General features: G+C 71.7%; 12 protein-coding genes. 7 read left to right on the top strand and 5 right to left on the bottom strand.

The features are described 5' to 3' along the window. The 4 genes from ABGB11_RS29445 to ABGB11_RS29430 all read right to left on the bottom strand — a co-directional run. On the bottom strand, window positions 1-602 hold a 602-nt coding region (locus ABGB11_RS29445; protein ID WP_347637995.1), incomplete at its 3' end, for a branched-chain amino acid ABC transporter permease. Between the two features lie 11 nt (window positions 603-613). After that, window positions 614-1,852: an ABC transporter substrate-binding protein gene (locus ABGB11_RS29440; protein WP_347637993.1), complete on the bottom strand. Its 1,239-nt coding sequence runs from the start codon at window positions 1,850-1,852 to the stop codon at window positions 614-616. A gap of 10 nt (window positions 1,853-1,862) precedes the next feature. After that, window positions 1,863-2,555 (bottom strand): ABC transporter ATP-binding protein, encoded by a 693-nt coding sequence (locus ABGB11_RS29435; RefSeq protein ID WP_347637991.1) that lies wholly within the window; start codon window positions 2,553-2,555, stop codon window positions 1,863-1,865. Continuing rightward, window positions 2,542-3,315 carry an ABC transporter ATP-binding protein gene (locus ABGB11_RS29430; protein ID WP_347637989.1) on the bottom strand — a complete coding sequence of 258 codons (774 nt, stop codon included), beginning with the start codon at window positions 3,313-3,315 and terminating at the stop codon, window positions 2,542-2,544. Before ABGB11_RS29430 ends, ABGB11_RS29435 begins: the two co-directional genes overlap by 14 nt. 261 nt (window positions 3,316-3,576) lie before the next feature. Between ABGB11_RS29430 and ABGB11_RS29425 the strand changes: the two genes are divergently transcribed. After that, on the top strand, window positions 3,577-4,878 hold the full coding sequence (locus tag ABGB11_RS29425) for a tannase/feruloyl esterase family alpha/beta hydrolase (protein ID WP_347637987.1): 1,302 nt from the start codon (window positions 3,577-3,579) through the stop codon (window positions 4,876-4,878). Window positions 4,879-4,898: 20 nt separating this feature from the next. Then, on the top strand, window positions 4,899-5,903 hold the full coding sequence (locus tag ABGB11_RS29420) for a PHB depolymerase family esterase (RefSeq protein WP_347637985.1): 1,005 nt from the start codon (window positions 4,899-4,901) through the stop codon (window positions 5,901-5,903). Window positions 5,904-5,915: 12 nt separating this feature from the next. Here the strand turns inward: ABGB11_RS29420 and ABGB11_RS29415 are convergent, their stop codons facing one another. Further along, entirely contained in the window at window positions 5,916-6,944 is a 1,029-nt protein-coding gene (locus ABGB11_RS29415; protein WP_347637983.1) for a PHP domain-containing protein, read from the bottom strand. 83 nt (window positions 6,945-7,027) lie between these two features. Between ABGB11_RS29415 and ABGB11_RS29410 the strand changes: the two genes are divergently transcribed. The 5 genes from ABGB11_RS29410 to ABGB11_RS29390 all read left to right on the top strand — a co-directional run bounded on the left by ABGB11_RS29410 (window position 7,028) and on the right by ABGB11_RS29390 (window position 12,309). Beyond that, window positions 7,028-8,305: a sensor histidine kinase gene (locus ABGB11_RS29410; protein WP_347637981.1), complete on the top strand. Its 1,278-nt coding sequence runs from the start codon at window positions 7,028-7,030 to the stop codon at window positions 8,303-8,305. Further along, entirely contained in the window at window positions 8,302-8,967 is a 666-nt protein-coding gene (locus ABGB11_RS29405) for a response regulator transcription factor (RefSeq protein ID WP_347637979.1), read from the top strand. Before ABGB11_RS29410 ends, ABGB11_RS29405 begins: the two co-directional genes overlap by 4 nt. Before the next feature lie 150 nt (window positions 8,968-9,117). After that, on the top strand, window positions 9,118-10,068 hold the full coding sequence (locus tag ABGB11_RS29400) for an alpha/beta hydrolase (RefSeq protein WP_347637977.1): 951 nt from the start codon (window positions 9,118-9,120) through the stop codon (window positions 10,066-10,068). After that, window positions 10,061-11,383, top strand: a complete 1,323-nt coding sequence (locus ABGB11_RS29395; RefSeq protein WP_347637975.1) for an acyltransferase — start codon at window positions 10,061-10,063, stop codon at window positions 11,381-11,383. Before ABGB11_RS29400 ends, ABGB11_RS29395 begins: the two co-directional genes overlap by 8 nt. After that, complete coding sequence (locus ABGB11_RS29390) at window positions 11,383-12,309, top strand: alpha/beta hydrolase (RefSeq protein ID WP_347637973.1); 927 nt, start codon at window positions 11,383-11,385, stop codon at window positions 12,307-12,309. Before ABGB11_RS29395 ends, ABGB11_RS29390 begins: the two co-directional genes overlap by 1 nt. The last annotated feature ends 65 nt before the right edge of the window (window positions 12,310-12,374 follow it).

Here is a 12,374-nt window from a genome sequence, read left to right as displayed (position 1 = left end):
GCCAACGCCGCCAGCGCGATCCCGAACCCGAACACCGGCGTCACCCACCGCCCCACATCGATCCCCAGCGCCCTCGTCAGCTCCGGCCGCTCGGTCGAGGCCCGCACGATCATCCCCACCCGGGTCCAGGTCAGCACCACCCACACCACCGCGCACACCAGCACCGACACCCCCAGCACGAACACCTGATACGCCGGATAGGTGAACAACCCCAGATCGATCGTCCCGCCCAGCTGCGACGGACGCGGGTAGGGCTGGGAGTTCACGCCGTACTGCCGCTTCATCACATCCTGCAAAATCAGCGCCAGCCCGAACGTGAACAGAAAGTTGTACAGCGGATCCAGCGGCGTCAACCGCCGCACGAACAGCCGTTCCACGATGATCCCGGCCACCCCGAGTAGGGGCGGGACCAGGATCAGGGAGACCCAGAAGTTCAACCCGAACGAATCCAGCGCGATGAACGCCCCGAACGCCCCCAGCATGTAGAACGCGCCATGCGCCAGGTTCACCACACCCAGCATCCCGAAAATCACGGCCAGACCGAGGGCGAGCAGGGCGTAGAACGCCCCACCCACCAACCCGTTGAACGCCTGCTGCAGCACGTCGCGCCCGCCTACAGCTTGCAGGACGGGTCGGGCTGCTGGAAGGCCTCCGCCGCCGGGATCGTCTTGATGATCTTCTCGTAGTCCCACTCCTCCTTGACCTCGCTCTTCGGCTTCACCTGCGCGACGTAGGCGTCGTGCAGCAGCAGGTGGTCCTCGGGGCGGATCGTGCCGGTGGAGGTGAAGATGTCGTTGACCTTGTGGCCTTCGAGCTGCTTCACGATGTCGTCGGACTTGTCGGTGCCGCCGCGCTGCACGGCCTCCAGGTACTGCAGGGCCGCGGAGTAGTCGGCCGCGTGGACCGCCGTCGGGCGGGCGCCCGTCTTGGCCTTGAACTTGTCCGCCCAGGCGCGGTTGCCCTGGTTGGCGTTCCAGTACCAGAAGTCGGTGAAGCGCGTCCCGGCCAGGGCGTCCGGTCCGAGGGAGTGGATGTCGGTCAGGAACATCAGCCCGACGGCGAGGTCGACGCCCTTGTCGCGCAGCTTGTACTCGTTGTACTGCTTCACCAGGTTGACCAGGTCACCGCCCGCCTGCATCGTCCCGAGCACCTGCGGCTTCGGCTTCAGACCCGGCGCCTTCAAAAGGAACGTGGAGAAGTTGTCGTTCGGGAACGGCGTGGGATCGCTCTTCACGACGCTGCCGCCCGCACCCTTCACGGCCGCCGTGAACGTCTTCTCCATGTCCTGCCCGAACGCGTAGTCCGGGTAGACGATGTACCAGTTCTTACCGCCGTCCTTCGTCACCTCGGCGCCCGTACCGTGCGCCAGCATGTAGCTGTTGTAGCCGTAGTGGAAGGTGTACTTGTTGCACTGCTTCCCTTCCAGCTCGGTCGTCGCGGCGCCGACGTCGATGAACACCTTCTTCTTGTTCTTCGCGACGGTGGCGACGGCGAGCGCGGCCGACGAGGTCGGCACGTCGACGATGAGGTCCGCCTTCTGGCGGTCGTAGAGCTCCTGCGCCTTGGAGTTGGCGATCTCCGGCTTGTTCTGGTGGTCGGCGGAGACGACCTCGATCTTGTCGGTCACCGCCTTGCCGCCGTACTTGGCCTTGAAGTCGGCGACCGCCATCTTCACCGCCTCGACCGCGTTCTTGCCCGACAGGTCGGCGTAGACGCCGGACTGGTCGGTCAGCACCGCCAGGACGATCTTGTCGTCGCTGATCTTGCCTCCGCCCCCGCCGGGTCCGCCCGCGCAGCCGGCCAGCAGCGCTCCGGCGGTCGCGAGCGCGGCCGAACGTCCGAGAAGTCTCATCGGGGTCTCCCTAGATTCCGAGGTACTGGAGGAGTTCGCTCTCGCGGGCGCGGACCTCGTCGTTGTCCATGGACTCGACGATCCGGCCCTCGGCGAGCAGATGGTGGCGGTCGGCGACCGTGGCGGCGAAGTGCACGTTCTGCTCGATCAGCAGGACGGTCACCCCGGCCGCCTTGACCTCCCGGAGGATGTCGCCGATCTGCTGGACGATCAGCGGGGACAGGCCCTCGGTGGGCTCGTCGCACAGCAGCAGCCGGGCACCCGTCCGCAGCACCCGGGCCAGCGCGAGCATCTGCTGCTCACCGCCCGACAACTTCGTCCCAGGAAACCGCCGCCGCTCCTGGAGCTTGGGGAAGGTCTCGTACACACGCTCAAGCGACCAGGGATCCGGGCCCATCACGGGCGGCAGCGTGAGGTTCTCCTCCACCGACAGCGACGCGAAGATCCCCCGGTCGTCCGGGACGTAGCCGAGCCCGCGCCGCGCGCGCTTGTGCGAGCTCAGGGCGGCAATGTCCTCGTCCTGGAACCGGATCTTTCCCGACACTCCCTGGTGGAGACCCATCAGAGACCGCAGGAGCGTGGTCTTGCCCGCGCCGTTGCGCCCGACGAGCGTGACGATCTCACCCTCGTCGACGTGCATCGACACCCCGCGCAGGGCCTGAGCCTCGCCGTACCAGGCCGACAGCCCGTCAATGCGCAGCATTGGAGTCTCCCAGGTAGGCGGTCACGACGCGCGGATCGTGACGGATCTCCGCGTACGGGCCCTCGATCAGCACCTTGCCGTGCTGCAGGACGGTGACCCGGTCGGCAAGGCTGGAGACGACGCTCATGTTGTGCTCGACCAGAATCACCGTCCGGCCGTCGCGGACCTTCCTGATGAGCTCGACGGTCCGGCCGACGTCCTCGACGCCCATGCCCGCGGTCGGCTCGTCGAGCAGCAGCACCTTGGGGTCGAGCGCGAGGGCCAGCGCCAGTTCGAGGGCGCGCTTGCGGCCGTACGCCAGCGAGCCCGCCGGAACCTCCGCGTGCCCGTCCAGCCCGACCTGCCCGAGCAGCTCGGCGGCGCGTCCGGAGTAGCGTCCGAGCGCCTTGTCGGACCGCCAGAACCGCCAGCCGAGGCCGCTGCGCCCGGCCAGCGCGAGCTCGACGTGCTGCCGCGGGGTCAGCTCGGCGAACAGGCTCGTGATCTGGAACGACCTGGCCAGCCCGAGCCGGGCGATACGCTCCGGGCGGCGGCCGGCCAGCTCGTGCTCGCCGAGCCGGACGCTGCCCGCGGTCGGCTTCAGGAACCCGGTGAGCAGGTTGAACAGCGTCGTCTTGCCGGCGCCGTTCGGCCCCACCAGCGCATGCACGCTGCCCTCGGCGACGTCGAGGTCCACGCCGTCCACGGCACGGAAACCGCGGAACTCCCGGACCAGGCCCCGCGCCTCCAGGACCGGGGCCTCCCGGGCGGGGTCGCCCATGCGTCCTCCTCGCGCTCGTCGTCGGTGACCCGGACCACACCGGGCCGCCGTGACCGGGAACGCTAGGTCGCGCCCGCGGGCCGGACCATGTGAGGCCACCCCATATTCGGACGCTCCGATACGGCCGTAACCCACATCACGTGCAGGTCACGACCGGGGGCACATGGCGGATCTCGGCGATATGTGGACCGGCCACGTGGTCGCGGTCACAACCGGCGCTCACCATGACGGGCACCTGACGTCCCTCCCCGAGGAGCCGGCATGCCGATCGTCCGCACCGTCCTGACCGCCGGCGCCGTCGCCGCAGCCCTGACCGCGCCCGCGCACGCGCAGGAGAGACCGGGCTGCGAGATCACCGTCCCCGGAGCGGAGAAGCAGGTCGGCGCCTGCCTGGACGACCTCACCACCGCCGGAACGACCGGCTCGGGCCACACCGTCCCCGCCGACTGGGCCGGCCTTCACGCCGCCGGGACCCGCAACCCCACCGGAGTCCCGGGCATCCAGCTGGACGGCTATTTCCCCGACACCTCCACGACCAACGCCAACCACGGCTGGAACCACGACGCGCAGTTCGTCATCCGCCTGCCCGACCGCTGGAACGGCGGCCTCGTCGTCGGCGGCTCGCCCGGCAACCGGCGCCAGTACGCCAACGACTTCACCATCTCCGACTGGGCCCTCGCCAAGGGTTACGCCTTCGCCGCGACCGACAAAGGCAATACAGGCACCGAATTCTTCAATGACGGCCGCCGCCCCGGCGACGCCGTCGTCGAATGGAACGACCGCGTGACCCAACTCACGAGAGCCGCCAAGAAGGTCGTCGCGAAACGCTACGGACGCATCCCCCGACGCACCTACGCGGCCGGCATCTCCAATGGCGGCTACCTCGTCCGCTGGCAACTGGAGAACCACCCGGAACTCTACGACGGCGGAATCGACGCGGAAGGCACGCTCTGGCGCGCCGACGGCCCGAACCTGTTCACGTACCTGCCGTCCGTCCTGCGCGCCTACCCGTCCTACGCCGCCACGGGCGACCCGGCCGCCCACAAAGCGCTCCTGAAGGCAGGCCTCGCCCCCGGCTCAGAGTTCCTCTGGCCATTCCACGACCAGGTCTACTGGGAACTCACCCAGCGCATCTACCGCGAAGAATTCGACCCTGCCTACACCGGAAAGGAGAGCGACTACAACTACGCCGCCCGCCCCCGCGACGTCCACCGCGCCGTCGCCCGCGTGTCCCTCACCGGCCGGATCCGCAAACCACTGATCACTCTCCACGGAACCTACGACTCGCTCCTGCCGATCACCACCGACTCCGACGTCTACGCGAAACTCGTCCGCGCCCGCGGCAAGGCCCCCTACCGCTACTACCGCGTCGAAGCCGCCAACCACGTGGACGGCCTCTACGACGCCCACCCCACCCGCCTGCGCCCGCTCCTCCCCTGCATGCGCACCGCGTTCACGGCCCTGGAGTCCTGGACGCAGGACGGCACACCCCCGCCGAGGAGCACCACCCTCCCCCTCCCCACATCCGGCGACCCCACCAACACCTGCTCCCTCACCTCGTAACCATCGAGGAGGTCCCCGCCATGAAAGCCACCGCGTTTCTCTCGGCCGCCGCGCTCACCTTTGCGACGGTCGCCGCATCACCTGCCTCCGCGGCCATCGCCGAGGCGCTTCCGCGCCATTCGATCAGCACCTCGTACGTCAGCGGGGTGTCGTCTGGCGGTTATATGGCCGACCAGTTGCACATGGCCTACTCCGGGACGTTCAAAGGGGCCGGCATCTTCAGTGCCGGGGCGTACCACTGCGCGCGGGGCAGCGTGGTCACCGCGCAGCTCGCGTGCATGAACGACCTCTACGACGACAATCCCGCGGAGCTGGAGCGGACGGCTCGGGATCGGGCCGCGCAGGGCCGCGTCGATCCCGTGGCGAACCTGTCCGGGCATCCCGTATGGATCTTCCACGGGACGAACGACTCCACGGTGAAGCAGTCCGTGAACGACGGGCTCGCCGGGTTCTACGGAAACTTCGGCGCCGCCGTCTCGTATGACAAGACGTCGCCGGCCGGGCATGCGTGGGTGAGTCCCATCGGGCCCAATCCGTGCTCGGCGACCTATACCCCGTACATCAACAAGTGCTCCGGCGATCCCGTAGGCGCGATGCTGAGGCATCTGTTCGGCTCGGTCTCGGCGCCGGCCTCCTCGCCCGGGGGCACGCTCATGGAGTTCGACCAGAACGCCTACGCGCCGGGCGGGAGTGCCTCGTCCATCAGCATGGACGCCACGGGGTTCGCCTACATCCCGGCGGGCTGTGCATCGGCGTCCTGCCGGCTGATGGTGGCGCTGCACGGCTGCCAGCAGGGGCGGAGCGTCATCGGGAACACGTTCGCGACGAAGACCTACCTCAACGAGTACGCCGACACCAACAGCGTGATCGTGCTGTACCCGCAAGCGACCGCGTCGAATTGGGCGGGCGGCAACCCGCAGGGCTGCTGGAACTGGTGGGGATATGGCGGCGACACGTCCTACGACATGAAGGGCGGCGAGCAGATCGAGACGATCATGCGAATGGTCCACGCTCTCGGCGGCTAGCCAAGGAGAGGCTCAGAGCTTCGCGCGGGTCCAGGTGAGCAGGGCGTCGGCCGGGAGCGTGTTGACGATCTGCGTTTCGGGGACGCCGCACCGGGCGGCTCGCTCGCAGCCGAAGGGCTGCCAGTCGAGCTGCCCGGGCGCGTGGGCGTCGGAGTCGATGGAGAACCGGCAGCCCGCCTCGACGGCGATTCGCAGCAGGCGCTTCGGCGGGTCGAGTCGCTCCGGGCGGGAGTTGATCTCGACGGCGACGTCGTAGGCGGCGCAGGCGTCGAAGACGAGGGCGGCGTCGAACTCCGACTCCGGCCGCAGGCCGCCGCGTTTGCCGCCGGCCTTGACGATCCGCCCGGTGCAGTGGCCGAGGACGTTCACGCGCGGGTTCGCGATCGCGGCGACCATCCGCTTCGTCATCGCGACGCGGTCCATGCGGAGCTTGGAGTGGACGCTGGCGACGACGACGTCCAGGCGTTCGAGCAGGTCGGGGTCCTGGTCGAGGGTGCCGTCCTCCAGGATGTCGACCTCGATGCCGGTGAGGACGCGGAAGGGCGCGAGCTCCTCGTTGAGCTCGGCGACCGTGTCGAGCTGGCGGCGGAGGCGGTCGGCCGACAGGCCGTTGGCGACCGTCAGCCGGGGCGAGTGGTCGGTGAGCGCGAGGTACTCGTGGCCGAGGGAGCGGGCGGTCTCGGCCATCTCCCGGATCGGGGACCCGCCGTCCGACCAGTCGCTGTGGGTGTGCAGGTCGCCCTTCAGCGCGGCGCGGAGCGCGGCCGTCGTCTCGTCCACCGGCTCGCCCTCGGTGGCCTCCAGGCGCCGCAGGTAGACGGGGGTCTCGCCGCGCAGCGCCTCCTCGATCACCAGGGCGGTGACCTTGCCGATGCCGGGCAGGGCGGTCAGCGTCCCGTCGCGGGCGCGGCCGGCCAGCTCGTCGGGGGACGTCCGCTCGACGAGGTCCGCGGCGCCGCGGAACGCCCGGACGCGGTAGGTCGGCTCATGGGCGCGCTCCAGCAGGAACGCGATGCGGCGCAGCGCTTCGACGGGCTCCACGCCTCGCACCGTACCCAGGTATGACCCGGCTCGTCCTACCGCGGTGGCATCCGGGCGGGACCGTGCTTCTCTAGCCTGGGGGCATGGCCGGGGACAACCTCACACTGCGGAGCGTGCTGCGGGACGTGCTCCTGGCCGCCGCGTTCACCGGGCGGGCGGACCCGGCCCCGCTGAACCGGCCGTGGCCCTTTCTCCTGCGCTGGACGCGCTACATCGGCGTGGGGCGGCTCCCCTACGGGATCGTCACGAACCTGGTCGGGCTGGCGCTCACGGTCGGTCTCATCGCCGGGACGGTGTCCCTCCTGACGACCGAGACCCTGCGGCGCGGCATCATCGTGTCCGACGGGACGAAGCTGTTCATAGCGATCGCGGTGACGGCGCCGCTCGCGCTGCGGGACCGGCATCCGCTCGGCGCGTGGCGGCTGAGCTTCCTGGCGATGGCGCTGATCGACGTCGACGGCTGGCTGACGGTCCCGTACGTCCCGGCGGGCACGTTCGCGGCGATCGTGTGCGTGTACACGGTCGCGGTCCGCTGCTCGCGCGACATCACGCTCGGCGTCGGGATCATCTCGTTCGCGGGGGTGTGGCTCAAGGACCCGGAGACCGGGCCCGCCGCGTCGGTGCTGCTGCTGTTGCCGCTGACCATCGGATACGCCGTCCGGGTCCGGCAGACGGCGCGGCGCGAGCTGGCCGAGCAGGAGCGGCGGCACCTGGACGCCGAGGCCGTGCTCACCGAGCGGCAGCGGATCGCGCGGGAGCTGCACGACGTCGTCGCGCACCACATGTCGATGATCGCGATCCAGGCGGAGGCGGCGCCGTACAAGGTGGAGGCCGTCCCGGACGAGACGCGCCGGGATCTCGCGGAGATCCGCGCGACGGCGCTGGACGCGCTGACCGAGCTGCGCCGCATCCTCGGCGTCCTCCGCGCGGAGGACGGCGCCGAGACCGCGCCCCAGCCGAGCCTCGAAAGGATCGACGAACTGGTCGCCAACGCGCGCGGCGCGGGCCTGCGCGTGGAGACGCGGTTTAGCGGCGACCTCGGCGGGCTCCCGCCCGGGGTGGGCCTCACCGCCTACCGGATCCTGCAGGAGGCGCTGAGCAACGCCATGCGGCACGCGCCCGGTTCCCGCGTGGACGTCGAGGCGGCCCGCGATGACGGTCTAGTGTGGCTCGGCGTCGTCAACGGCCCGCCCGGCGACGGCCAGGACGCCGGATCCCCCCTTCCCGGCGGCGGCCACGGCCTGGTCGGGATGCGGGAGCGGGCGGCCGCGCTGGGCGGCGAGCTGACCGCCCGTCCCACCCCCGAGGGAGGATTCGCCGTGACCGCGACGCTGCCGGTGAAGGCGCGGGATGCGACGTGACCATCCGGGTCGTGATCGTCGACGACCAGGGCATGGTGCGGACCGGGTTCGGCGTGCTGCTGAACGCCCAGCCCGACATCGAGGTCGCCGGCGAGGCCGTCAACGGCGAGGAGGGGCTGCGCCGCGTCGCCGAGCTGCGGCCCGACGTGGTGCTGATGGACGTCCGGATGCCGGTGATGGACGGCCTGGAGGCGACCCGGCGGCTGCTCGCGGGCGCCGCGGACGGCGCGCCGAAGGTCCTCATGCTGACGACGTTCGACCTGGACGACTACGTCTACGAGGCGCTGCGGGCCGGGGCGAGCGGTTTCCTGCTGAAGGACGCGTCCGCGGCCGAGCTGGCGGACGCGGTGCGGGTCGTCGCGGCGGGCGACGCGCTGCTGTCCCCGTCGGTCACGAAGCGGCTGATCGCGGAGTTCTCCCGGCTGGGCGCGCCGCGGGCACCGTCCCGCAAGCGGCTGGACGAGCTGACCGAGCGGGAGACCGAGGTCCTGGCCCTGGTGGCGCGGGGGCTGTCCAACGGCGAGATCGCCGAGCGGCTGGTGGTCGCCGAGCAGACGGTCAAGACGCATTTCGGGCGCATCCTGATGAAGCTCGGGTTGCGCGACCGCCCGCAGGCGATCGTCTACGCGTACGAGGTGGGGCTGGTCCGGCCGGGTGACTGAGGCCCGGGGCCCAGATCGTCACCCCCAGGTCGCACCTCGTCGCCCCCAGGTCGCACCCCGAAGACCGGTCCGCCGGTTGATCTCCGCTACGGCCTCCGATCCCTACCTTCCTGATCAGTGCCCACTCGCTGACCAGGAAGGACGCCCCGGATGCCCAGCGTCCGCAAGACCGCCGCCGCCGTCGCGGTGCTGGCCGCGGCCGGTTCGACGACCGCCGCGGCGAGCCGCCCCGAGGTCTACGCGCCGCCGTCGCCGGCGCCCGCGCTGTCGTCGGCCACGCTGGACGCTCGCTACCAGGCCGCCGCCCGGGACATCACGCGCGCCCTCGACACGGCACGGCGCTTCCATGACGGAGACCGGGCGCGGGCGCTCTCCGCCCTCCTGGCGCCGGGCCGGCGGTTCCTGTCGTTCGACCCGCGGGGCGACGGGCGGGCGGTCGAGGTGCTGGGCGACCTGGAGCACGCGGAACAGGTCGCGGTCGTGGTCCCCGGCGCGGACAACTCGCTGAGCAACTTCGACTCGCCCAAGTTCGTCGGCGGCGGCAGCCGTGCCCTCTACCGGCAGGCCCGCGCCGACGCGCCGCGCACGCGGATCGCGGTGGTCGCCTGGCTCGGCTATGGCTCGCCCTCGACGCGGAGCACCGCCGTCTTGACGAGCGGGCGCGCCGAGCAGGGCGCCCGCGACCTCGGACGACTCCTCAACGGCGTGCACCGCATGAACGCGCACGCCCGGTTCGCCCTGCTCTGCCACAGCTACGGCACCGTGGTGTGCGGGAAGGCCGCGCGGCGGCTCGCCCCCCTGCCGGTGGACGACATCGCGCTGTACGGCAGCCCCGGCACCGGGGCCGGGAATGCGGCCGGCCTCGGTACGCCCGCACGCGTCTGGGCGGGACGCAGCAAGGGCGACTGGATGCGGTACGTCCCGAACGTCGGCTTCGCCGGTGTCGGGTTCGGCCCCGACCCCGTCTCCCGCGACTTCGGCGCGCTGCGCTTCGACGCCGGGACCGGCCCGCACAGCGCCTACCTGAAGCCCGGTTCCCGCGCGCTGCGCAACCTCGCCCTGATCGCGCTCGGGCGGGACGCGGAGGTCACCCGTGCCTGAGCCGCGGGAGCGGGACCGGGCCGTGGACGCCCTGCGCGCCCTGGCGATCCTCGGCGTCGTGCTCGGCCACTGGCTGGTCACCGCGTTCGTCGCGGACGGCCCGGCCCACCACCTGCGCGTCACCAGCCCGCTGAAGGCGATGCCGGAGTTCGCACCTCTTTCCTGGGTCCTCCAGACGCTCGCCGTGTTCTTCTTCGTCGGCGGCTACTCGGCCGCGCGAGGGCTGCGTCCCGCCGAGCCGTGGACGCCCCGCCTGCGACGGCGCCTGGCGCGGCTCGCGCGGCCCCTTCCCGTCCTGGTGCTCGCCTGGGTCCCGGTCGCCGCCGCCCTGTCGTGGGCCGGGTTCCCGGCCGACACCGTCCGCGCGCTGATCAAGCTCGCGCTCAGCCCGCTGTGGTTCCTGTGCGTGTACGCGGCGCTGACGGCCCTCACCCCGCCGGTCGCCGCGGCCTGGGACCGGCTGGGGCTCTGGGGCGCGGTCCTCCTCACGGGCGCGACGGCCGCGATCGACCTCGGCCGCTTCGCCCTCGGCGCCCCCGGCTGGACGGGCTGGGCCACCGTCCTCACCGCCTGGCTCGTGCCGTTCTACCTCGGCATCGGATGGGCGGACGGGGCACTGCGCTCGCGCCGGGCCGGGCTCGTCCTGCTGACCGGGGGCGGCGCGGCGACCGCCCTGCTCGTCGCCTTCGCCGGATACCCGGCGAGCATGGTCGGCGTCCCCGGCGCCGCCGTGTCCAACCTCAGCCCGCCCACGCTCGCGGCGGTCGCGTTCGGGCTCGCCCAGACCGGCCTCGCGGTGCTGCTCCACGGGCCGCTGACCCGCTGGACGCGCCACGCCGGCGCCCGGTCGGCGGTCTCGGCGGCCAACCGCTCCGCGATGACGATCTTCCTCTGGCACCAGACCGCGCTGATGGCCGTCACCGTCGGCACGCTCCTGACGCTCGGCACCGTGGACGGCCTGCACGACTCCCCCGGACGGCCTGTATGGATCCTGGCGCGCCTCCCCTGGCTGGCGGTGTTCGCCGGCGTGCTCACCCTCTTCGGGCTCGCGGCCGCCTCGGCCGGACGGCCGAGGCGTCCCGTCCGGGAAGGTGTCGCGGGACTGTATTGCTTGTGGGGGGACGACCCCCCACACCCCCCCGGATCGCTCCGCTCGTCTTTGGTAGAAAGGCGACGATGCCGCCGCACCTTACGACGACCTCACCGCTGTCCCGACCGCCTTCCCGACCGCCTTCCCGGCCCCCGCGCACCCGGAGGCCCCGCTCCCGACGTCTCCGAAGGGCCGTGGCCTGCGCCGCGTCCATCGGGGTGGTGATGCTGACGACCGCGGGAACCGGGCACGCCGACCCCTACGCCCCGCCGGTCGCCGTCCCGAAGCTGTCGCCGTCGACGCTGGACGTCCGCTACGCGGCCGAGCGCCGCTCCATCGAGCAGGCGCTCGAAACGGCGCAGGAGGTCGGCGACACCGACCGCGGCAAAGCGCTCGGCGACTTCCTCCGGCCCGGACGCCGGTTCCTCTACTTCGACCCGCGCGGCGCCGGGCGCGCCATCGAGGTCATCGGCGACCTCACCAGGGCGCGGCGCATCGCGGTCCTCGTCCCGGGCGCCGACACCACGCTGTCCGCGTTCGACCGGCGCGGCGGCAAACCGTGGTCGACTCCGGGCGGAGGCGCCCGCGCCGTCTACGCCCAGGCCCGCTCCCTGTCCGCGGACCCCGACCTGGCGGTCGTCGCCTGGCTCGGCTACCCGGCGCCCAAGACGTTCAGCAGCGACGTCCTCACCGACGAGAAGGCCGCGGAAGGCGCGGTCCGGCTGCGCCACTTCATGACGGGCGTCCACAGCGTCAACCCACGCGCGAGCGTGGGCCTGCTGTGCCACAGCTACGGCTCGGTCGTCTGCGGCAAGGCGGCATCGGACGGCCCAGGGAACACCGCCTGGAAGCAGGTCACCGACATCGCCCTCTACGGCAGTCCCGGAACGACCGTCTGGTCGGCGTTCGCGCTGGGCGGCACCGCCCGCGTCTGGGCGGGGCGCGGCGCCGCCGACTGGATGGAGGACGTCCCCCACGTCCGCATCTTCGGACTGGGGCTCGGACCCGACCCGGTCTCGCCCTCGTTCGGCGCGCGCGTCTTCGAGGCGGGGCACGGCGGCCACAGCGACTACCTCGCCCCGAGGTCGGTCTCCCTGCGCAACCTCACCGCCATCGCGCTCGGACGTCCCACCGGAGTGACGCCGGGCTGACGCCGGGGTGACCAGGGACACGATGCTCGCTTTCGGGCGGGCCACCGTCGGGGTGGTGGCACTCT

This window comes from Actinomadura sp. B10D3 (assembly GCF_039871695.1).
Taxonomy (GTDB): domain Bacteria; phylum Actinomycetota; class Actinomycetes; order Streptosporangiales; family Streptosporangiaceae; genus Spirillospora; species Spirillospora madurae.
The sequence above is the reverse complement of the archived record's forward strand: the minus strand, read 5'-3'. Positions and strand labels throughout refer to the sequence as shown.

What these genes read in the sequence shown, in the direction of transcription:
- ABGB11_RS29440 (WP_347637993.1), bottom strand. Translation starts at nt 1,852, where the DNA reads ATGAGACTTCTCGGACGTTCGGCCGCGCTCGCGACCGCCGGAGCGCTG.
- ABGB11_RS29435 (WP_347637991.1), bottom strand. Translation starts at nt 2,555, where the DNA reads ATGCTGCGCATTGACGGGCTGTCGGCCTGGTACGGCGAGGCTCAGGCC.
- ABGB11_RS29430 (WP_347637989.1), bottom strand. Translation starts at nt 3,315, where the DNA reads ATGGGCGACCCCGCCCGGGAGGCCCCGGTCCTGGAGGCGCGGGGCCTG.
- ABGB11_RS29425 (WP_347637987.1), top strand. Translation starts at nt 3,577, where the DNA reads ATGCCGATCGTCCGCACCGTCCTGACCGCCGGCGCCGTCGCCGCAGCC.
- ABGB11_RS29420 (WP_347637985.1), top strand. Translation starts at nt 4,899, where the DNA reads ATGAAAGCCACCGCGTTTCTCTCGGCCGCCGCGCTCACCTTTGCGACG.
- ABGB11_RS29410 (WP_347637981.1), top strand. Translation starts at nt 7,028, where the DNA reads ATGGCCGGGGACAACCTCACACTGCGGAGCGTGCTGCGGGACGTGCTC.
- ABGB11_RS29400 (WP_347637977.1), top strand. Translation starts at nt 9,118, where the DNA reads ATGCCCAGCGTCCGCAAGACCGCCGCCGCCGTCGCGGTGCTGGCCGCG.
- ABGB11_RS29390 (WP_347637973.1), top strand. Translation starts at nt 11,383, where the DNA reads ATGCTGACGACCGCGGGAACCGGGCACGCCGACCCCTACGCCCCGCCG.